General features: G+C 43.4%; 25 protein-coding genes. 4 read left to right on the top strand and 21 right to left on the bottom strand.

Going from position 1 to position 21762, the window contains the following annotated elements; all coding sequences use genetic code 11:
• Positions 1-20: 20 nt before the first annotated feature.
• The 18 genes from CALPO_RS0110465 to CALPO_RS0110380 all read right to left on the bottom strand — a co-directional run bounded on the left by CALPO_RS0110465 (position 21) and on the right by CALPO_RS0110380 (position 15284).
• A complete protein-coding gene (locus tag CALPO_RS0110465) occupies positions 21-1523 on the bottom strand; it encodes a sugar ABC transporter ATP-binding protein (RefSeq protein WP_026487279.1) in 1503 nt (500 codons plus the stop codon).
• A gap of 48 nt (positions 1524-1571) precedes the next feature.
• Positions 1572-2591 carry a LacI family DNA-binding transcriptional regulator gene (locus tag CALPO_RS0110460; protein WP_026487278.1) on the bottom strand — a complete coding sequence of 340 codons (1020 nt, stop codon included), beginning with the start codon at positions 2589-2591 and terminating at the stop codon, positions 1572-1574.
• Between the two features lie 130 nt (positions 2592-2721).
• A complete protein-coding gene (locus CALPO_RS0110455; protein WP_026487277.1) occupies positions 2722-3270 on the bottom strand; it encodes a BMC domain-containing protein in 549 nt (182 codons plus the stop codon).
• The gene (locus CALPO_RS0110450) at positions 3249-4610 is read right to left on the bottom strand and encodes an SLBB domain-containing protein (protein ID WP_026487276.1); all 1362 of its coding nucleotides are present in this window, start codon (positions 4608-4610) and stop codon (positions 3249-3251) included. The genes CALPO_RS0110455 and CALPO_RS0110450 overlap by 22 nt, the downstream gene beginning before the upstream one ends.
• A 25-nt stretch (positions 4611-4635) precedes the next feature.
• Complete coding sequence (locus CALPO_RS0110445; protein WP_245589941.1) at positions 4636-4923, bottom strand: EutN/CcmL family microcompartment protein; 288 nt, start codon at positions 4921-4923, stop codon at positions 4636-4638.
• A 9-nt stretch (positions 4924-4932) separates the two neighbouring features.
• Positions 4933-5565, bottom strand: coding sequence for a phosphate propanoyltransferase (pduL, locus tag CALPO_RS0110440; RefSeq protein ID WP_026487274.1), 633 nt, complete (start codon positions 5563-5565; stop codon positions 4933-4935).
• A gap of 11 nt (positions 5566-5576) precedes the next feature.
• On the bottom strand, positions 5577-5855 hold the full coding sequence (locus CALPO_RS0110435; RefSeq protein WP_026487273.1) for a BMC domain-containing protein: 279 nt from the start codon (positions 5853-5855) through the stop codon (positions 5577-5579).
• Between the two features lie 91 nt (positions 5856-5946).
• Positions 5947-6264, bottom strand: coding sequence for a BMC domain-containing protein (locus tag CALPO_RS0110430; RefSeq protein WP_026487272.1), 318 nt, complete (start codon positions 6262-6264; stop codon positions 5947-5949).
• Between the two features lie 25 nt (positions 6265-6289).
• Positions 6290-6568: a BMC domain-containing protein gene (locus CALPO_RS0110425; protein WP_026487271.1), complete on the bottom strand. Its 279-nt coding sequence runs from the start codon at positions 6566-6568 to the stop codon at positions 6290-6292.
• Positions 6569-6598: 30 nt separating this feature from the next.
• Positions 6599-6913 (bottom strand): BMC domain-containing protein, encoded by a 315-nt coding sequence (locus tag CALPO_RS0110420; RefSeq protein ID WP_026487270.1) that lies wholly within the window; start codon positions 6911-6913, stop codon positions 6599-6601.
• 9 nt (positions 6914-6922) lie between these two features.
• Positions 6923-8146, bottom strand: coding sequence for a zinc-dependent alcohol dehydrogenase (locus CALPO_RS0110415; protein WP_245589940.1), 1224 nt, complete (start codon positions 8144-8146; stop codon positions 6923-6925).
• 5 nt (positions 8147-8151) lie between these two features.
• Positions 8152-9561 (bottom strand): aldehyde dehydrogenase family protein, encoded by a 1410-nt coding sequence (locus tag CALPO_RS0110410; protein WP_026487268.1) that lies wholly within the window; start codon positions 9559-9561, stop codon positions 8152-8154.
• A gap of 26 nt (positions 9562-9587) precedes the next feature.
• Complete coding sequence (locus CALPO_RS0110405) at positions 9588-9929, bottom strand: glycerol dehydratase reactivase beta/small subunit family protein (protein WP_051585961.1); 342 nt, start codon at positions 9927-9929, stop codon at positions 9588-9590.
• A gap of 4 nt (positions 9930-9933) precedes the next feature.
• The gene (locus tag CALPO_RS0110400) at positions 9934-11751 is read right to left on the bottom strand and encodes a diol dehydratase reactivase subunit alpha (RefSeq protein WP_026487266.1); all 1818 of its coding nucleotides are present in this window, start codon (positions 11749-11751) and stop codon (positions 9934-9936) included.
• 19 nt (positions 11752-11770) lie between these two features.
• Positions 11771-12169: a diol dehydratase small subunit gene (locus CALPO_RS0110395; RefSeq protein ID WP_026487265.1), complete on the bottom strand. Its 399-nt coding sequence runs from the start codon at positions 12167-12169 to the stop codon at positions 11771-11773.
• A gap of 19 nt (positions 12170-12188) precedes the next feature.
• Complete coding sequence (locus CALPO_RS0110390; RefSeq protein WP_026487264.1) at positions 12189-12800, bottom strand: propanediol/glycerol family dehydratase medium subunit; 612 nt, start codon at positions 12798-12800, stop codon at positions 12189-12191.
• 12 nt (positions 12801-12812) lie between these two features.
• Entirely contained in the window at positions 12813-14477 is a 1665-nt protein-coding gene (locus tag CALPO_RS0110385; protein ID WP_026487263.1) for a propanediol/glycerol family dehydratase large subunit, read from the bottom strand.
• A 21-nt stretch (positions 14478-14498) separates the two neighbouring features.
• The gene (locus tag CALPO_RS0110380; protein WP_026487262.1) at positions 14499-15284 is read right to left on the bottom strand and encodes a class II aldolase/adducin family protein; all 786 of its coding nucleotides are present in this window, start codon (positions 15282-15284) and stop codon (positions 14499-14501) included.
• Between the two features lie 210 nt (positions 15285-15494).
• Here CALPO_RS0110380 and CALPO_RS0110370 point away from each other — a divergent pair, with 210 nt between their 5' ends.
• Complete coding sequence (locus CALPO_RS0110370) at positions 15495-16256, top strand: DeoR/GlpR family DNA-binding transcription regulator (protein ID WP_026487261.1); 762 nt, start codon at positions 15495-15497, stop codon at positions 16254-16256.
• Here CALPO_RS0110370 and CALPO_RS0110365 read toward each other — a convergent pair.
• Positions 16237-16599 (bottom strand): winged helix-turn-helix transcriptional regulator, encoded by a 363-nt coding sequence (locus tag CALPO_RS0110365; RefSeq protein WP_026487260.1) that lies wholly within the window; start codon positions 16597-16599, stop codon positions 16237-16239. The two genes, CALPO_RS0110370 and CALPO_RS0110365, sit on opposite strands and share 20 nt — an antisense overlap.
• 129 nt (positions 16600-16728) lie before the next feature.
• Here CALPO_RS0110365 and CALPO_RS0110360 point away from each other — a divergent pair, with 129 nt between their 5' ends.
• The 3 genes from CALPO_RS0110360 to CALPO_RS0110350 are packed head-to-tail and all read left to right on the top strand — an operon-like array spanning position 16729 to position 18912.
• Positions 16729-17130 (top strand): pyridoxamine 5'-phosphate oxidase family protein, encoded by a 402-nt coding sequence (locus tag CALPO_RS0110360; protein WP_026487259.1) that lies wholly within the window; start codon positions 16729-16731, stop codon positions 17128-17130.
• Positions 17131-17163: 33 nt separating this feature from the next.
• Entirely contained in the window at positions 17164-17766 is a 603-nt protein-coding gene (locus CALPO_RS0110355; protein ID WP_026487258.1) for an FMN-dependent NADH-azoreductase, read from the top strand.
• Between the two features lie 30 nt (positions 17767-17796).
• A complete protein-coding gene (locus CALPO_RS0110350; protein WP_026487257.1) occupies positions 17797-18912 on the top strand; it encodes a glycerol dehydrogenase in 1116 nt (371 codons plus the stop codon).
• A gap of 31 nt (positions 18913-18943) precedes the next feature.
• On the opposite strand, the gene uxuA is transcribed toward CALPO_RS0110350, so the two are convergent.
• The gene (gene uxuA, locus CALPO_RS0110345; protein WP_026487256.1) at positions 18944-20017 is read right to left on the bottom strand and encodes a mannonate dehydratase; all 1074 of its coding nucleotides are present in this window, start codon (positions 20015-20017) and stop codon (positions 18944-18946) included.
• 22 nt (positions 20018-20039) lie between these two features.
• Positions 20040-21668 (bottom strand): mannitol dehydrogenase family protein, encoded by a 1629-nt coding sequence (locus tag CALPO_RS0110340; RefSeq protein WP_174391336.1) that lies wholly within the window; start codon positions 21666-21668, stop codon positions 20040-20042.
• Between the last annotated feature and the right edge of the window lie 94 nt (positions 21669-21762).

The following is a 21762-nucleotide window of genomic DNA, read 5'->3' as shown; positions in this document are numbered from 1 at the left end:
GAATCACTCCTTACGAATTTCTAATTTCCAGTTGCATATTGCATTATTTTTTCTTGCGTAGCTTCTTCTCTCATTAATTCGCCAGTAATCTTGCCTTCGTGCATCACCAAAATTCTATCACTCATGCCGAGGATTTCTGGTAGTTCAGAAGATATCATAATTATTCCAATCCCCTGATCCAGTAACTGATTCATGAGGTTGTAAACTTCAACTTTAGCACCTACGTCTATTCCCCTAGTAGGTTCATCAAAGATCAGCACCCTGAGATTGCTTATATTCAGCCACTTGGCCAGTGCAACCTTTTGCTGGTTACCACCGCTTAAGTTCTTCACTTTCTGGGATAGACTCGGAGTTTTAATCTTTAAGCTTTTTACAAATGACTGGGCTACCTCTTTTTCTTTTTTGTAATCAATTACCCAGGCTTTGCTGCATATATTGTCAAGAGAGGCCAGGGTAATATTCTGATCTACAGGTAAACTCAGTAAAACACCTTCGCGTTTGCGGTCTTCACTTATATAGCCTATTCCATTTTTTATAGCATCGCATGGATTGTTAATCTTAATGCTCTTGCCATCCAGTATGATTTCTCCTTCTTTAAACTTGTCTGCACCAAATAATGCCCTGGCTAATTCTGTTCTTCCTGCACCCATAAGGCCCGCAATGCCAAGTATCTCACCTTCGTAGAGCTCAAAACTTACGTTCTTTAAAACCTTTTCACGAGTCAAATTTTTTACTTCCAATATCTTTTTACCTCTTTTACACTGATGTTTGGGGAATTTTTCCTTTAGACTTCTTCCTACCATCAACGTTATGAGTTCATCTATATTCGTATCTTTTAAATTTAGGGTCTTAATGTACTCCCCATCCCTCATGACCGTAACCCTATCGCAAATAACATTAATCTCTTCCATACGGTGAGAAATATATACAATGGCCACGCCCTGTTGTTTTAATTGCTTCATTATTTCGAAAAGCTTTTCTATCTCACTTTCGGTAAGCGCTGCTGTAGGTTCATCCATGATGAGGATCTTTGCATCCATAGAAAGAGCTTTTGCTATCTCCACCATCTGCTGTTCAGCGACACTCAAGTTTCTGACCAATTCAGTAGGTTTTATGTTGAGATTTAAGGTATCTAATATTTTCTGGGCATCTTTATTCATCTTATTATCGTCGATAAAGCCGGAGAGTACATTGCTTTTAGGCTCTCGCCCTATGAATATATTCTCGGCAACAGTTAGGTGAGGTAGCAAGTTAAATTCTTGGAATATTATAGAGATTCCTAAATCTTGTGCCATCTTAGGATTCGTTATTTCAACCTCTTTATCGTAAAGTATTATCCTTCCACTGTCTTTAGGGTAAACCCCGGCTAAGATCTTCATCAGCGTCGATTTTCCAGCTCCATTTTCTCCTAGCAATGCGTGTATCTCGCCTTTTCTCAACTCAAAACAAACGTTTTTTAGTGCATTAACACCTGGAAAAGACTTGTTGATGTTTTCCATTCTTAAAATTGTCTTTTCTTCCATATACATCTCCTCGATATAGAAAATGTTTTCTATTTATTTAAAAATAAACTATTTTAGACATTTTACAGATTCTTTAACAATCAAATCAGACACTAAAATAACTTCTTTAATCTTTCTGGTCTTGTCTTTTGATTTGTTTTCTAATATCTCTAACACAATCTCTCCTGCTTTCTCGCCCATTAAAAAACCATTCTGATTAATATAGGTAAGCTTTGGCTTCACCAGCCTTTGATTTCTGATTTTCTCAAAACAAACCAGGGAGATATCATCGGGAACTGCTAAATTTTCTTCCTGCAAAGCCTCCATTATTCCTTCGGCCATTAAATTGTTAGCCGCAACAATAGCAGTAGGTCTTTTATTTGATTTAAGTAATTTTTTTATTTCTCTGTAAGCAATCTTCGCTTTAAAATTTCCGTTTAAAACAAACTCATCCTTTATAGGTATACCAAATTCCTCCATAGCAGCCTTAAAGCCACAGAACCTCTCATATCCAGTACTGACGCTTAGCGAGCCATTAACAATACATATATCCTTATGTCCATTTTGGATCAAATACTTTGTAAGCATATAAGAACTGCCGTAATTGTCATTTACAATTACGTCCGTATTAACTCCTTTTATTCTTCTATCGACTAAAAGCAAAGGAACACCTTTTTTTACGATATCATTTATATATTGGTTATTGCTGTTACAAGTAGAAAGTACAATAGCATCGACCCTCTTTTCAACAAGGGTTTTCAATGAATTATATTCTTTCACAACATTTTCGTCTGTGTTGCATAAAATAATCACATAGCCTTTTTTACTCACTACACCTTCTAAGCCTTTTCCAACATCCATAAAGAAAGGGTTAGCAATATCTGGTACCACCACTCCAATCATATGAGTAGTATTTTTCTTTAAGCATCGGGCAAGTCCATTAGGTTGAAAATCTAGTTCTTCTATAGCTTTTAAAACTTTTGTTTTCAATTCTTTGCTAACAGGATAATTGTTATTCAACACCCTTGATACAGTAGCTATGGAAACATTTGCTCTCTCTGCCACCTCCTTTATCGTTACTTTCTTCACATCATCACCCCAATAGAAATCATTTTCTATGTTATTATCTTGTGCCTTTGTTTATATATATTCGACATTATTTCTAAAATTCCTTCTTTATTTTTGATTTTTTTTGTTTTTTTATTTTTTAAGTACTATTTTATATTATTTTTTCCCATATTTTCTTGTCCGGGTTTGGAATTACAGTTTTATTCAATAACATCCCACTTTCCGAGGCCTTTTTGTACCCTGCATCGATTGCCGCTTGTACTGCCGCCAGCTCCCCTGTCAGCAACAGGTAAGACTTGCCGCACATCCCCCTGGCAACCCTGATCTCTATAAGGTTGACTTTTGCCGCCTTAGCTGCGGCGTCAGCGGCTACAATGATAGACGCAACGGAAAATGTCTCTATTATACCCAGTGCTTCAACGTCATTTATTTCCGATGTGCCGTTCAAAGCCTTAAATATGGCCTCATGAGGGTTCCCGAGGACAAAGCTGTCTATTACATCCTCAGAAAATTCCCTTTCACCTTTTTCCACGGCGGCAATTACAGCGCTCAACTTGCCGCAAATCATCACAATATACTTACCTGGACACACCGTTTGCGCTTCTATTATCTCTACATCGGCGACTTTCACCATCTGATCGGCGGCAGTAATTCCCGTGGCTACAGATTTGTACTCTACTAATCCGATTGCTTTATCCATTGCCCTTCACCTCTCGACTCTATGGTGATGCCGCGTTTGTCTACCGCTGTTACAACTCCGTCTATGCTGGCATGTACCTTGGCTCCCAGTTTGCCTTCAGGGACATTTGCGATCAAATCACCTTTCTCAACCACATCTCCTGCTTTTACCACAGCCTCGGCAGGCACTCCCACATGCTGACTTAGCGGGATGCATACCTTCCATGGCTTAAACTTACCGTCAAATACCGGTGCATCAACGTTGTACCTATCCAACCCCAAGCGCGAGATAAGCCTTTCCATCGGCACCATTCTGTCTTGCCTGAAAGGATGAGCACTCTGATGTCTTTTTCTGTGGAGATTTTTAACGCCGTTTTGCCTCAATAAAGCTTTAACCTCTTTTATAATAGATCTAGGAGCTAAACTTTGGTGACATGAATACATCTCGCAAAGGCCGCACTCCGAGCACGACATGGTAGATGTATAAGCCTCGACATCAGCCGTGATTCCGTGGGCCACAGCGTTCATAACCTTATGGGGCTTTATAGAATAGCTCAACAGATGCCTTGGGCACAAGTCCGTGCACATCTGGCATTGAGAACAGGCTGACATTGCCCGCTTAACGCTCACCTTTATATTTGCCTGCTTTTTTAAAACCACTGGGTGGTCGCTGGGGAGCACTATTACAGCCTTGGTGGTTTTTGTCACTGGTATATTTTCGCTAACCACACTCCCCATCATGGGACCACCCATTATGACCTTATAGTCGGTTTCTGTAGCTCCTCCGGCCTGCTCTATAAGTTCACCTACGGTAGTGCCTATAGGTACTTTAAAAGTAACAGGGTTTTTAACAGCCCCTGTGACTGTCACGTATTTGTCAGTTACAGGTAAATTCAGGTAAGCAGCTCTGTATACATTAAGAGCCGTTTCTGCGTTAACCACTACCACACCCACCGAGATAGGTATAGACCCTTCTGGAACGATCCTACCGGTAGCTTCATAAACCAGCACCACTTCATCCCCTGCTGGATACACATCTGGTAAAATCTTAATCTCCAGTTTAGGATATTTCTTTATCGCTTTTTTTACAGCGTAAATCGCGGCAGTATAGGTGTCTTTTAACGCCACAATTCCCTTTTCAGCTCCTGAGGCCTCCACTATCAAATGCAATGCCTTTAAAATGTCATCAGTATGCCGTGCCAATAGTTGTCTATCTACCCTGAGAAGCGGTTCACACTCAGCGCCATTTAATATAACGGCTTCTATGCCACCGGCCAGCTTTTCATGGGTAGGAAAGCCCGCTCCTCCAGCGCCTACAATGCCATTGTTGAATACGATGCTTTTAAGCTCTTCTAAAAGCATGGTATAAAATCACCTCAAGCAATACTCATTCATTTATTATCACGTCTTTTATGTTGTCCACAATGCCTACTACCGCCGCATCTATTGGGGCGCTCTGCGCATTGCAACCAACTCTCGCTGCACTCCCAAAAACCACCAGTACAATTTCGCCTACACCAGCTCCCACGTTGTCCACAGCCACAATCCTGCTTTTACTTTTAAAATTCATCTCATCTATCGGTTCAACGATCAAAAACTTGTTGCCTACAAGGTTGCTGTTTTTGCGCGTTGAAATAACAGTTCCCACTACTTTTGCAATTATCAACGCCTTCATCTCCTAATATCATTTTAATATCTCCACAAGGGAACCGCTCGTAATACCTAAGGCATTAGCTTCATCGGTATCAATGTGCATCTCAAGGGTAAACGCCTTGTCAACCCTAACCTGCACATTGTGGAGGATGCCACCTCTTTCTCCAAAAACCTTAACTGACACCTTTTGGTTATCAGACACCCCAAACCTTTCGGCATCCTCCAATGACATGTGAATGTGCCTGCTGGCAATAATGCAGCCCTCATTTAAAGACACCGCACCTTTAGGCCCTACTATCGTTATAGGTGCCGAACCTTCTATTTTGCCTGACTCCCTTACAGGTGGATCCAAGCCCAGCTTTACAGCGTCGGTTCTGGATACCTCTACCTGTGTAAACTTTCTCAAAGGCCCCACAATCCTCACGTTTTCTATGGCGCTGAGTTTCTTTCCTACAACGGTTACACATTCCTCCGCCGCAAACTGGCCACCCATAAGTTCCTTTTTCTTTTTAAGCTCGTATCCTTCTCCAAAAAGCATTTCAAAATGTTGCTTCGAAAGGTGAACATGGCGCGCTGACACAGCAACAGGTATCTTTAATCCAGTTCTTTGAGCCAGCGTCTCTTTTACGGCCTTTGTCACCAGCTCTACCAGCCATTCCTCCATCCACTATCACACTACCTTGCAGAAGGCAATATCTTTTCTACATCACTGTGAGGCCTGGGTATTACATGCACTGCTACCAGCTCGCCTAACTTTTCAGCCGCCTTTGCCCCTGTCTCCACTGCCGCCTTGACAGCGCCTACGTCACCCCGCACCATAACCGTCACCAATCCTGAGCCGATCTTCTCACTGCCCAAAAGGGTGACGTTTGCAGCCTTCACCATAGCGTCCGCCGCCTCAATAGCAGCCACCAGCCCTCTCGTCTCCACCATACCTAATGCTTGCTGTTCCACGTTACGTACCTCCTTTATAAGTTCTTTTTCATGGCCTTTATCGTCTTTAGGCCCTTCAACGTCTTTCGCCTTTTTGTCTTTTTCCTTTGCCTCAGAACTCATTTATACCACCCAATCTGTTGTTAGATATTTTAGATGCACTTATGCTTATCATTCTCATCGTCTCAGGATGGGGGCTTGGTATAACAGCCCAGGCAACCGCACGGGTGATCTCATCAGCTCTTACCTTGCCCGTTGAGATAGCTTCTTGCACCGCTGAAACCTCCCCTTTTACGATTACTGTGACAAGCCTACCCCCCAACCTTTTCTCCCACGTCAAAAACTCCACATCAGCCGCCTTTAACATGGCGTCTAATGCCTCAATAGCTGCAACCAATCCTGTGATCTCTATAAGGCCTATTGCATTCATGTTTTGCACTCCGATAAAGACGAAATCACTTTAAAGTGGGAAGGATCTTCTCTACATCAGTATGAGGCCTTGGTATAACGTGTACGGCTATGATCTCTCCCAGCTTGGAAGCGGCGCTAGCGCCTACCTCTGTAGCCGCCTTAACTGCTCCCACGTCGCCTCTCACCATGACTGTCACCAACCCTGAACCGATTTTCTCAGTACCTATAAGCGTAACATCTGCGGCTTTCACCATGGCATCCGCCGCTTCGATAGCCGCAACCAGACCCCTTGTCTCAATCATGCCCAATGCTTCCTGCATGATAAATCCTCCTTTTTCATTAAAATTTATTTCTCACTTGCCCCTACTGAGGCAATTCAACTTTAAGAGCTTTTCTGTATCCCTTTCCGGCCTGGGAATGACGTGACTTGTCACCACGCCAGATACTTTGTTCGCTGCTTCTACAGCGGCAGTTAAAGCAGTTTTCACGTCTTCCAGGCTACCGCGAATTTTCACAATTATAACCAAAGGCACAGGTAGTTTATCGGCGTTTTGCGGCTTATTGTTGTCAAAGGATTCTATGGTCACATTGGCTGCCTTACAAGCGGCATCCGCTGCCACAAACGCCGCTACCAATCCGTATACCTCGATAAATCCTACGGCTTGCATTTACATCACCTAAAACCTATCGTTGATGTACACTACCTTTATCCCCTCTTGCCTCATGTTGACTTCCATGGCCTTATTCATCTCATCCAGGCAAAACCTGTGGGTTATGATCTCTTCAATGGGAAGCCCTATACCTTTTGCCCTTTTGAGAAAATCAAAGGTTGTGAGGTAATCCTGAGGCGTATACGTCCAGGAACCTACGGCTGTGATCTCCTTGTTGCATATATCGAAATGAGGGTTTATCTGGCATTCGCCGTTGTTGACGAAAAATCCAACCTCGCACAATCCGCCTCCTCGCCTAACGAATTTCCATATGTTAGCCGCTGCCGCCGGAACACCGGTACACTGAAACGCAAAATCAGCGCCTTTTCCTCCCGTAGCCTCTTTTACTGCTTCTACGAGTCCCTCGACGTCGCTGTACCTGGTAAAGTCAATGGTGTGACTGGCGCCCAGCTTTCTGGCAAAATCCAGCCTCTTCTCATTCCCATCTATGGCTATGATGTTCTCCACTCCTAAAGTCCTCACCACAGCTATGAGCAAAAGGCCTATGGGACCACACCCCTGCACCAGTACCTTGCTGTTGAACTTTATAAGCCCTGTGGATTTAGCCCGTTCAACAGCGTGTACCACCACCGCCGAAGGCTCTATCAATAGCCTCAAATCCAGGCTCAAATCGTTTACCTTAAAAAACGTAGAGCCTTTCCTTATAACCAGGTATTCGGCAAACCAACCGTTAAGATGGTATTCGTCGTCGGGAATCAATCCGTATATCTTGGTGTTTTCACATAGGTTGACCTTATCAGGGTGATTTAGGCATACATCGCAATGCCCACATGGTACAACGCATGTTACTATTTTGTCCCCTACACCTACATCATTGCCTGCTGAATCCCTCTTAACATTTTTACCTATCTTCACTATTTCTCCAGTGCCCTCATGGCCTAGAACAACGGGAATAAGGCCAAAAGGATCTCCCTTATACTCGTGGACGTCAGTACCGCATATGCCACATCCCTCTACTTTAACCAGCATCTCGTCGTCGCCAATTTCAGGTATAGGATATTCTCTGACCTGTATACTTTTTATACCGGTTAGCACCGCAGCCCTACACGTCTGCGGGATTGCTGAAGGTGATACAGATGAAGGTATTTCCTCTTTTGCCTCTCCCTTTAAGTTGCTCAACACCTTCCTCACTATTTCCTCTATATTTATATCATTTATTTCCACAATCATCCCTCCTATCTGATAGAAAGCCCATCGGCTAGAACGCATCTCCTGCTCTTTGTAAACGTCCTGGCTGAAGTCAGGCCTTCACCTGTCCTGCTGGCGATGGTAAACGTGCAATACCCCTCCCCTCCAAAACCTATGGCCGCATAAGAAGGTGCATTTTTAACAAAAATCGCGGTATCAATTGCCCGTGCAAACTTGGTGAGATTATCCACGTTTTTAGAATGCATGTGCGCCGAATGCCTGAAGCCGTGCTCTAATTCCACGGCAATAGCGATGGCCTCATCTACGTTTTCTGCCCTGATTATACCAAGAATTGGCATCATCAGCTCTTCTACTACAAAAGGATGGTCCTTAGTAGCTTCAAATATTATGCAGCGCACCTTATCGTCTACATCGACGCCTATGCCCTTTAAGAGCGTGCTGGCATCTTTTCCTACCCATTTTCTGTTAAGATAATACTTACCGTCCCTTGTCTGTAGTACCATAGCTTTTAATTCCTCAATCTCTTCTTTAGATGCCATATAGCAGCCATTCTGCTTCATATAGTAGATCAACTCATCGGCGACCTTGTTTACCGCTATGACCTCTTTTTCGGCTATACACGGCAGGTTGTTGTCAAAAGTAGCACCGTCTACTATATCCTTGGCCGCTTTCCTGATGTCAGCGGTTTCATCTACCACCACGGGCGGATTCCCCGCGCCGGCACCTATAGCCCTTTTACCTGTAGACAGCACTGCTGTCACCACTCCCGGTCCCCCCGTAGCTACCAGGAGATTTATATCCGGGTGTTTGAACATTATTTCAGCTGTCTCCAGAGTAGGCTTAGCCACAGATACAGCGAGGTTTGGCGGCCCTCCCGCTTCTACTACAGCCTCATTGATCAACCTTACCGCGTAATTAGACACGCCTACAGCTCCTGGGTGAGGGTTAAACACCACTGAATTTCCCGCGGCTATCATGCCTATGCTGTTGCATATGACGGTTTCGCTGGGGTTTGTAGAAGGGGTTATAGCACCGATTACACCCCATGGGCCCATTTCCACTAAGGTTAGCCCTTTGTCCCCTGACCACGCCGTGGTAATTATGTCTTCTGTTCCCGGGGTTTTTCTGGCCACCAGCTCATGCTTTAAGACCTTGTGCTCTACCTTTCCCATTCCCGTCTCCTGAACGCCCATTTCCGCCATTATCCTCGCGTTCTCCAAGGTCTTTTTTCTGATGTTCTGTATGATCTTTTCCCTGAATTCAATAGACATGGATTTAAGTTCTTTTTGAGCTTTTTTAGCAGCCGATATGGCTTGTTTCATATCTTCAAACACGCCTATGTCTTTTTTTACAGCTGCTTTAAGATTTTTTAAATCCAGATTAGATAAGACGCGCCTCACGATGAGCTCTATATCCTCTTCTCTAATACCTGCCATACCAATCCTCCTTTACTGGCTTGCAATCAATTCTCTAATATTTTGAAAGGCAAGCCTTTCGCGTACCTCGCAGCATTGATGCCCATAATCCTCAAGGCATCGCGGTTATATTTTTTAACTTCGAAAAGAGGGTTATCTCGCTCTAACTCCTTACAATGTACGCATACTCCTTCCTGAGCTACACCTATACCTATCCCCAGTACAGACCTTTTAGCTGCCCTGTATGCCATCTCTCTGGTATCGCCAAGATCGCACCGCTGCACCTGGCATAGGGCCCCTTCTTCCTCGATACCCGCTTTTACTTCTGCGAGCATCTCACAGGTGCCGTCGCCAGCGTATATTATGATCAAAGGCTTTGTAAACTCCATAAAATCACCCTACATACGACATGACAAGCCCCGTTGCCACGGCATTCCTTGGGCCTTCGCAGTTGCGTATATTGCCCCTCCCTGCTACGATGTTGTAGCGGGAAAGCTCTTGCAATATCATCTCAGGTATTTCAAAATCCAGCGCAGAGCCACCCACCATAACGACGTTGGAAATATTTTTTAAGTTGTTTTGAGGGGCTATCTGCCGCAACGCCCTTATGGCATTGTGGACAAATACCTGGTACTTAACCTGCCGCCTTACCTGTACTACTTTTTCCAACGTAAGGTCTTCTCTAGGAAGAGGTATCATGTCCTCTCTTCTTAACGCAACTATCCTGCCGTAGTACCTTGGATTTAAAGGCCTGTCAAAAAACCTTATCTCACCGCTTTCCATCCTTATGTGAAAAAGGCTCTCCACCTTAGCCACCGGGTTCTTTTTTACTTCTTCGGCTATAAACCTATCGCCCAATCCCAGCTCCGTATTTATCAACATGGTAACCAGGTCCCCTGCTCCCGCCAGGTGTACCGACCTTACTATACCTTTCTGATCTATTATTGCGGCATCGGTAGAGCCTCCTCCTACATCCAGTATCGCAAGAGGTAACTCAGTACCCGGAGTAGTTAAAGCGCCCAGTGCAGCCATAACGGCTTCAACCCCTGCCACTTTTACAAACACGCCGGTTTTGCCTTTAAGATATTCCGCCACATCCATCATAGGCAGTCTATCTGTCTTTACCATTGCCGCAATGGCTACAGCTTTTTCCATGGACGTTTCTCCAGCCACACCGCCCCGAACTCTTACAGGCACAACAGTATCTATTGCCAGTAGGTCTTTTATCTTTATCTTACTGGCACTCTGTCCCGTTAAACTCGCCATAGAATTTTTCACCCTATGGATCATTGTCCCTACATTAGTGCCCACTTCCCCTTCTACATCTTCCAAGGGCTGTACGCTCTCTAAGGCCTTCATAATTTCCTCTGCCCCTGATTCCACACTTACTTTGACAGAGCCACTGCCTCCTCTTATATACAGCGAACCCGCAGGCACTACCTGTTCTTTTACTCCACCTTCAGGTGTCCTTATGACTACCGCTGATCTCTTGCCTATAAGGCTTTTCGCTATGGGCACTGTATATTTTGTCTCTTCTGGGGTTAAACTAAATATTGAAGCTATCCCATAAGGATTTGACAGGGTGCTTATGGTGCGGCCAGGAGAAGCCACTTCTACAGCCGCCACAGCTCCTTGGGGCACTCTGTCTATGTGTTTAACCTCGTCTACAATAGGTATCATTTTTTTTATCCTGTTGCATATAAGCACAGCCTCGTCCTTTTGCACAATAGCAGCACTGACAACAATACCTCTGTCAAAAGCGTCGTTTAAAGCCTTTGCAGCATCCTCATAACTCACATCGCCGGGAATCACCGCTATGTATTTTTTATTTTTCCCCGCCGACGTCAGATTGCGCACGTCTATCGTAACGCCTACACCTAACCCAACCCCTCCCGGTGTCGATGGGTTATGACCTATCACAGAGGAATCAGTTATAATAGTCTCCGTTATGGTTTCCATGGCCGTATCGCATACCACAGGGGCCGCTTCATTTAAGAGTATCGCATCCAGGTCTGAGACCTTCTTTCCTACTTTATTCAACGCCATTGATAGCGCCCTTAATATGCCAGTGACATTATCTTTAGTCCCTTTTACACCCGTAGTAGCCACCAGAGCACTGCTCAAAAACTTTACTCTTTGATACTCGTCCAGGGACGCAATGCACACCTCTGTTGTAGAATTCCCTATGTCCACTCCCGCTATGAGCTTCATCTTTAAACCCCTTTTAAAATTAAGATCTAAATATGCCTCTTTTTTCGTAAACCTCTGCAGCCTCCAGGACCAACTGTGCACAATTTACAGCATTATACCTATCTTTTAGCTCTTGCGCTATCCTTATCAACTCTTCTTTTGTGGACCTATAAGGCCTAAGGCTATTGTATATCCTCAATATCTCTTCATCCGGCACATCTATGAGTTCCGCGGCTCTTTCAAAGTTCTTCCTAAGCTGTGGTCTTCCGTGTCGCTCCGCTATCTCCCCCTGTTTAAGCAACGTCTCTTTTGATATTTTAATGTCCTCTAAACCTATTTTCCCTTTTAAGACATTGTCCATATTGATCTCACTTAAAGGTTTTCCTGTTCTGGACTTTATATCGCCGAAATCGCTCCTGGAAAGAGGGTACTCCGCCATAGTATTCCCCCTTTTATATTTAAAATCTAAGCTCTACATCCCGAGAAGGAGCACCTTTTACCACCTTTTCGGTTTCCTTGATATGCATGATAGCAGCTTTGACCTGGTACTTCGGCCTTACCATATAGTCGTTTTGAACCGCTATAGGTTTTACTACCATGCCTTTAGCGTAACGGGCCGCGTTTTTTCCTATCTCTCTATAGGTTTCCAGGGTAAGCAAAGGAGCCTGGGGAAAAAGTTCTAAATTGCTTAGAGGGTACAAATCCCTCTGATGTATGACAGTAGTGCCTTTGGATTGAATGCCTACACCCACTCCCGAACCGCTTAACATTGCTGCCTCCTTACCTATAAAGGCGACATCTGAAGTTTTAACCACCCTCACCACCCTTGGCACCATTCCTTCTTCTTCTATACCTGCTATGATCTCCTTAATAACGCTTTTGTGGTCCAAACCATTTAACGTCTTCTTTATATAAATCCCAAAAGCCGGACCTATCCCTATTACTACCTCTTTTACGTCGCTACCCTGAGCTGCAATGCCTATATCTTTAAAATCCCGAATAGCACCCTTATTTAGTTCTTCTAATACCCGACGGGTTACTTCCCTTACGAGGTCTTCATCAATGTACATATTTTCACCGCCCTATATTTCATCGGGGTTGATGACATGGGGAATGTTCTTTATCTCATTCCACCTTTTCTCGCTTATCCTGTAACCAGTTCCAGGACCCATGTAGTCATTAGGGCAATTTACAGCGCTTATGACGTTAAAGTCTTCGTCCAGTATCGCCGAGGTCTGAAGGTAATCTCCTGTGATTCGCTGCTTTAGCATATTTAGCACGCTTTCAGCCACGTCCTCAAACCCTGACCTGTAAAGCGCTTTTACTACGTCTATACCCGTTATACCCCTCTTCATCATGTCTTCAATGGCCGTAAGATCTGAAAGGACATCCCTCTCCGGCATATCTTTGCTGCCATGGGCGTACGCCGCAGCCTCTACCTCTTCGTCGGTTATCACGCTCAGATCCAATTCCCTGAAGACAGCCTGCAGAGCCTTTGCAGCTTTTCTCCTTACTCTTACAACGTCTTCCTCTTTTACCGGCCTCAAACCCCCATCTACCTTCAGATCCCTCTGCAATACGTTGTAGTCGTCAAAGTCTTCGGCGTCAAAATTAGAACCTGCGAACATGTTGTCGTAATTGGGCGTGCCGCTGTAACCTGAAAATATAAAGTCTGTGCCGGGCAAAAACTGCATCATCGTTCTGGCCGTCCTCCTTATGTCAGAATGGGAAAAGGTCTGGTCGTTACCTGAGGCTACTTCCAGGTCCAACATAGAAGCGATAAGGTTTTCAGCTAAAACAGCCCTGATGCCCGAGGGAACGGAACTGGTAATGCCTATACAACTTATAGCCCCGTTTTGAATACCCTGCACCCCTGCGCCTTTTGTAACCATAAGGCACCTCGTCTCTAGATACAACATAGATTTGCCTTCGGCGTTGCCCATAAGGACCTCTGAACCCGTTCCCGACGTAAACCTCATTTTAAGTCCCCTGGAAGCATACGCCGACGCGAGAAAAGCTTTGGAATACGGCGTGTCATCCCCATCTATAAAGACGCTTTCTGTACCGTATACCGATATGGTTTCAGCGTACGTGGTAAATCCTCGCATGCCCAACTCCAGCTCTGTGGCTTCCTCTACCGCGCACTGGGTGAGCACCCCTCTTCCCCCTACCTGAGAGCCGATAAGCAGCGCGATAGCGTTAAAAGGCGCGTACCTGGCCACTCCCACCGTCGTCTCCAGCTCTCTGAAGCCTCTTAAAGCGCCTTCAGCGGCGTCCGCCGCAATTTGGACCGGGTTATCCTTTAAATTGGTTATATGCGCCTGATTGGCTGGGATCTTCCTGGCTCTCATCTTTTGCATCGCCATCATCATCTCTACCACGTTTAAGTGATTTACCACTTCCACAATTTTAGCAGGAGTCATACCTGAAACCAGTTTCACAATGGCGTCCCTGCTCACGTGTATGTCCACCAGCATCCGAGCGATCTCAAGAGAATCTTTGCCCATGGATTCTTCAACCTGTTTTACGTTTATGGCGTGATCAGCTATAAACGCGTCTATAAAGTCAAACTGATCTCTTTGTTTTCCGTCCATCTGCACTATCCGGTCCCCTTGTACCTTAATAGACGGTTTGGGATCATAAGGGCTGCTCATAGCTATAAAGCCCTTTTCAGGCCACTCTTTAATAAAAGCATCTTGGTTTATAGGCCTTTTATCCAACACCTCAAATCTCTTTGAGCGCCTCATTTTTCATTCCTCTTTTACTTTTCAACTCTTCTTCAGCTCTTCCAATACTTTTTTGGTGATAATATCTACCAACTGGGACAGGTCATCCTGATCGCTATTCCTGGAATCAGAGCGAAATTTACATTCAAGGGAATTGCACAACTCTCCAGGATGCCTGCCTGGCACCCCAAGCTTATTCCTTATCTCGTAAAGCTTGGATACCTGATTGTCAGATAATTCCTTGGGTCCCCCCAGAAGTGTGGTTATAAATGTGAGTTTAGCATAAAACTCCAAAGATTCCATTTTATAATAAGCTGTGATAAGATCAGGGCCATAGGTCAAAGCCCCATGATTTTCCAGTAAAAGCGCATCGAAATTTTGGAGATACTTGGATATGGCGTCAGGAATCTCCTCGGTAGAAGGGGTTCCATAATCTGCTATCGGCACACACCCTAAGGAGATAACAGCCTCTGGCATTATAGGCTTGGTCAGGGGTATGCCTACAATAGCATAACCTGTGGCAAAGGGCGGATGAGCATGGACAACAGCTTTTACATCAGGCCTCTCTTTATAAACCCTCAAGTGCATTTTTATCTCCGAAGACGGTTTATAACCTCCTGATGCAGATAAGACCTCGCCTTTCGTGTTTATCTTGACGAGCATGTCAGGGGTCATAAATCCCTTGCTAACCCCTGTGGGCGTGGTTATTACCTCGTCTTCACTTATCCTAACAGATATATTGCCGTCATTTGCTGCAACAAAGCCATTGGCGTATATGCGTTTACCTATGTCGCATATCTGTTTTTTAACCTCGTATTCTGAAAGCACCTATAAGCCCCCTTTTGATTGTTGAATTATATTGATATATTTTTGATTATATTTGTTTATATTTATTTTTCTTTGTTTTTCTTTATTATATCAGCAAATATTTTTGATGTCAAGGCTTTAGCATTAAACATGTATTGACACTCTGTCATATTTAAATTAGAATAAATACACGAAACAATTTTAAATATTGCCATGGTGGAGGAATAGAGGATGCTTCCTATAGAGCGCAGAAAAAAAATCGTGGATTTGCTTCAGGAAAAACAGAGCGTGGTAGTACCTGAATTAAGCAAGCTGTTCAACGTGACCGAAGAAACCATAAGGCGCGATTTAGAAAAATTAGAAAAAGAGGGGATATTAAAGCGAACTTATAGTGGAGCTGTAATAAACGATAACACCAATGTGGATCTACCTCTTATCATAAGAGAGATAACAAATATAGAGGGAAAACAGGCAATAGGGTTAAAAGTAGCGCAGTTTATAGAGGACGGCGAGACATTAATGCTTGACTCCAGTTCTACAGTGCTACAGGTGGCAAAGCAGATAAAATTCAAGAAAAAAATGACGGTTATCACCAACTCCGAGAAGATAATCTTGGAGCTGGCCAATGCTAAAGACTGTAAAGTCATATCCACAGGCGGTGAGCTCAAAGTTAATTCCCTCTCTTTAGTGGGCCATCTGGCTGAAAAAGCTTTAAAAAACTACTACGTTAACAAAGCCATAATATCCTGTAAGGGATTTGACATGGAAAAGGGAATCACTGAATCCAACGAACGAGAAGCAGAAGTAAAAAAAGCCATGGTCCAATCTGCCGAAGAGGTCTTTATGCTGGTGGATCATACTAAATTTGACAAGTCCTCTTTTGTTAAAATGCTGGACTTCGACAAAGTGCACTATGTTTTTACAGACAGAAAGCTGTCAAACGATTGGGAAGAATTCCTGAGAAAAAAACAAGTTAAACTGGTTTATTGTTAAGGTTGATTTCTTTTTCTAAAAATTTAATGTATTCGCTGCCCCATTCATACATTTTATCCATGATCTTCAGAAATTTAATGCCTATTTCAGTCAACGAGTATTCCACTTTGGGCGGCACCACGTTATACACTTCCCTGTGTATAAGGCCATCCCTCTCCAATTCCCTTAACTGCTGCGTCAAGTACCCTTGCCTTATATCTGGCAAAAGCCTTTTTAACTCATTAAATCGCTTAGGCCCTTCTCTAAGCTGCCATATTATGACCAGCTTCCATTTGCCAGCAACTACGCATTGAGTTACAGCTATAGGGCATTTTGCATTTAACAATTCTTTTCTTAATTCCATTTTTACACCTCTTTATAGTACGTTTTTTTATACTACGAATAAAAAATTGTTGTACTTGTAAAAAATAATATTATTCGATATCATTTTATTAGAAAATCAAAAGAATATCAATGGGTGGAGGTACAAAAGATGGAAGAAATAGTTAAGTTCTTGACTCAAAACCCCAATGGCGCTTTTGCTACTGTAGACGATGGAAAGCCCCGGGTAAGGCCATGGCAGTTTCAGTTTGAACAAGGTGGTAAATTTTATTTTTGCACATCTAATACTAAAAATGTATATAAAGAGTTGCAAAAAAACCCGTATGCCGAATTTACAAGCACATCCAGTGATATGATCAGCGTCAGGTTATCAGGCAAAGTGGTGTTTACTGATGACTTAAATTTAAAGCAGGCAGTCCTAGATAAAAACCCAAGCATAAAAGCTATTTATAAATCAGCGGACAACCCATCCTTTGAGGTGTTTTACATAGAGCACGGCGAAGGATTTTTATTCGACATAACTGGTAAAGTACTTGAAAAAGTCAATTTTTAAACCAGAAATTTTTCATGCGAAAGGAGATCAAATATGAGCAAATTATTGTACATCAAAGCAAACCCCAAAAGTGACGATGTATCAAGGACATTCAGGATATCTGAGAAATTTATAGAAACCTATAGGGAATATAACCCTCAAGATGAGATAATTACTTTAGATCTGTACAAAGAAAAAATGCGGTTTTTGACGCTGGAGGACATCAATAGTATATTTGGGCCCAAAACTGACAGCTCTAAAGACCATCCGATATTAAAATACACATATCAGTTTGCAGAAGCCGACAAGTACGTTATAGCTGCTCCTATGTGGAACTTGGGCATTCCCTCCATTTTAAAAGCCTACATCGACTACATTACAGTATCAGGTATAACGTTCAAGTATACAGACCAAGGGCCTATAGGGTTGATGAAAGGCAAAAAAGCCGTTCACATCATGGCTACTGGCGGTGAATACACTCAGGGACCCTCTGCAGAATTTGAAATGGCAAACAGATACATAAAGACAATATTTGGGTTTATGGGCATTGAAGTACAAACCATCGCAGCAGAAAAGTTGGATATAATAGGAGAAGATGTGGAAAAAATAGTATCAGACGCGATTAAGCGAGCTCAGGAACTCGCTAAAACATTTTAATGATATTGAAAAAAGAAAGAGGTAACTAAAATGTCGATTTCTACTACTATTTTCCCAGGCAGGTACGTTCAGGGGAAGGGTGTTATCGCTCAATTAGGCGAAGAAGCCGCTCGTTTAGGAGATAAAGCTTTAATCATCGGCGATGAGTTTGTGCTAAACAATATACTGGTAAATGTAAAACAGTTCATAGAGCAATCAATAAACATACACGTAGAGCGATTTGGAGGGGAGTGCTCGGACGAGGAAATAGATAGGCTATCAGATATATGCCGCGCTAACCAATGCAATGTAATCATAGGAATAGGTGGAGGTAAGACTTTTGACACGGCAAAAGCTATTGCACACAACCTCAACCTCCCCGTAATAATCGCACCTACCATTGCTTCAACTGATGCTCCCTGCAGCGCCCTATCAGTTATTTACACCAAAGAAGGTCAATTCAAAAGATATCTCGTCCTTCGCCGAAATCCCGACGTAGTCCTGGTTGATACGGGCATAATAGCAAATGCCCCGGTAAGGTTTCTGGTATCCGGAATGGGCGATGCCTTGTCTACATATTTTGAAGCAGAATCTTGCAGGCTAAAATACGCTGCAAACATGACAGGCAAAGTCGGATCCATGACGGCATATGCGTTGGCTGGGCTTTGCTATGAGACCCTGATAAACTACGGGGCAATGGCAAAGATATCGTGTGAAGCAAAAACCGTGACGCCGGCATTAGAAAGGGTTGTGGAAGCCAATACCCTGTTGAGCGGAATAGGCTTTGAAAGCGGAGGCTTGGCGGCTGCTCACGCTATACACGACGGGCTAACTGTCCTGGAACAAACCCACAAATATTATCACGGTGAAAAAGTGGCCTACGGTACCCTTGCATCGCTGTTTCTGACTGACAAAAGCGCTGACGTCATTGACGAAGTTTATTCTTTTTGCGAGTCGGTGGGACTTCCAACAACCCTTTCAGACATAGGACTGGGAAAAGCCTCGGACGAGGAACTCATGAAGGTAGCGGAGAGCGCTTGTGCCGAAGGCGAGACAATTTACAATGAACCCATACCTATATCTCCTGAGGTTGTATTGTCGGCGTTAAAGGCAGCAGACGCTTACGGAAAAAAGAGAAAACAACACAAAAGGGGTATTGAAGCTTAAAAGCCTCATACCCCTTTTAAATCTTTTAAAGTCATTTATTCATTTTACAAATAGCTTCCCACAACCCGTTTAAATAAGCCACTCCCAGCGCCCTATCGTACAATCCATATCCTGGCCTGGCTTTCTCACCCCATATCATCCTGCCATGATCGGGGCGCATGTAACCATCAAACCCTATATCGTAATAAGCTTTCATGATCTCAAACATATCAAAGGAACCATCCGACGAAAGATGGGATGTCTCATGAAAAACTTTGTCTGACAAAATCTTTATGTTCCTCACGTGGGCAAAATGTATCCTCCCTATTTTCCCAAAATACCTGACAAGCTCAGGTATATTATTTTCAGGATTAGCTCCTAAGGAACCGCTGCAAAGTGTTAATCCATTGTATGGGCTATCTACCAGTTTTATTATTCTCTCAAGGTTTTCTTTGCCAGTTACAATTCTCGGCAAGCCAAATACAGACCATGGTGGATCGTCTGGGTGTATAGCCATCTTTACATCGTACTTTTCGCACACAGGAATAATCCGCTCCAGGAAATACTTTAAGTTGTCAAACAACCTTTCTTCGTCTACATCTTCATACAGCTCAAATAGTCTCTTCAATTCCTTTAGCCTATAGGGCTCCCAGCCTGGCAGCGAAAAGCCCCGAGATCCACTTTCCGTATCTTCTACCAATTTAACCGGGTCCACATTTTTTATAACGCTGTCATCATAATAGAGGACCTCCGAACCATCGGGGAGCTTTCTAGCCAAATCCGATCTTAACCAGTCAAAAACGGGCATGAAATTATAGCATACCACCTTAATGCCTGCGATCCCTAGGTTTTTTATGGTCTCTATGTAATTTTCTATATAAACTTCCCTGGAGGGAAGACCTAGCTTTATATCCTCATGGACATTGACGCTCTCTATGACCTCTAGTTTTAGCCCATAGGCTTCCACTTTCTTTTTTAACTCCAGTATTCTGTCCAGGGGCCAGACTTCACCTACCGGTATGTCAAATAAAGCACCTACAACTCCACTTACGCCTGGTATCTGGCGTATCTGCTGCAGAGTAACGCTATCGTCCTTTTCGCCAAACCACCTAAACGTCATTTTCATAGCTATTCATCTCCTCTTTTACTTATTGGTTTACGTCAACGCCTAGATGTTTTTGCAATGCGCGTCTCACCGCACCTACACCGGAAATCATATCGTTAAAGTAGCCCTCGATTTTTTCCCCAAGACCTACGCTGTAAAGGTCCAATCCAAAAATACCCTCATTAGAAAGTATCGGCTTCAGACTGTCACATGGTGAGATATTACTTCCCAGCCTTATATTGGCAACACAAGCCCTCAGCGTATCCAATAACGGATCCGGGCTTAAAGCCATTTCGTTTCCTCTATCGTCAATTCCCATCAAATACCTACACCAACCGGCTATAACCAGTGGAATGTATTTAAGTTTTCTTACATCCAAGTCTGGCCTCTCGCAATAAGCTTTGATCGTCTCACCAAACCTTATGCCTATCTTTTGGGATGTATCCGTCGCGATCCTCTGAGGGGTATCAGGTATATAGGGATTAGGTAGTCTTTCTTCGATAACTTCTTTTATAAATTTCTCAGGATCCAATATCCCCGGGTCAGCCACCACAGGCCTTCCCTCTTCATAACCCACCTTTTCTACCAGCCTTTTTAAATGAGGATCTCTCATCTCCTCTGAAATCAGGTTATACCCTAATAAACATCCAAAAACCGCCAGAGATGTGTGCAAGGGATTTAAGCACGTGCACACCTTCATTTTTTCAGCTTTTTCTACCGTCGATCTGTCAGCGAAAAGAACCCCCGCTTTTTCCAATGGCGGCCGACCGTTAGGGAAATTATCCTCTACCACCAGGTACTGAGGTTTCTCTGCATTGACAAAAGGAGCAATAAACGTATTCTTATCGGTGCACACAATCTGAGTATCCATAAAACCTATCTGGTTTAGCGCCTTTTTTACCTCTTCAGAGGGCCTTGGCACTATTTTATCTATCATACTCCACGGAAAAGTGACTTTTTCTGGGTTATTTATGTACTCGAGAAACCCCTTTTCGACAAGCTCTCTTTCTACCCATTCCCTGGCAATCGCCTCCACAGCATCGTGAAGCCTTTTCCCATTACCAGAACAATTGTCCATGCTCACAAAAGCGACAGGCAACTTACCGTTTTTGTACCTGGTATAAGCCAGGGACGCAACTTTCGCTATGATATTTCTGGGGTGTTTTGGCCCTTCTAATATATCTTTTTCTACATCGGGCAAATACTTTCCTGAATTACTTTTAAGGTTATAACCCTTTTCGGTAATGGTGAAACTTACCATCTGCAGCGACGGGTTTGAAAATATGGCGTTTAACCTCTCCCAGTCTCCTTTTTTAGATGGATCTCCTATCAGGCTTTCACTTACGCTCCCTATAACCTTTTTTTCAAAATTGCCGTCAGAATTGGTTATTACCAGTAAACTCAAGTTGTCATGCGGTGCGTAAATCTTATCAATGATCTCATAATCAAAACCCTCTACAGCGATAACTCCTGTATCCACTTCACCTGAATTTAAAAGCTCTTGCTGTAACATAGCTATAAATGCCCTGAAAATATTCCCCGCACCAAAATGTACCCACCTAGGTCTTTCTAATGTTAAGGCTATCATGTGCTGGCGGTCAAATTGCGGGAGCTCTATTCCCATCTGCCTCCAATTATCAGCAACCTTTATGCCATCTCTGCTTAACTTCAGCATACAAAAATTCTCCTTTTTATACATTATAAAAGCTTTTTAAAAAAACTTTATTAAGTTGCTGATATTATCCTACCTCACTGCGTAAATATTT

The sequence above is a fragment of the Caldanaerobius polysaccharolyticus DSM 13641 genome, from assembly GCF_000427425.1.
GTDB lineage: Bacteria > Bacillota > Thermoanaerobacteria > Thermoanaerobacterales > Caldanaerobiaceae > Caldanaerobius > Caldanaerobius polysaccharolyticus.
Note: the sequence above shows the minus strand (reverse complement) of the source record. Positions and strands in the feature narration are given on the sequence as shown.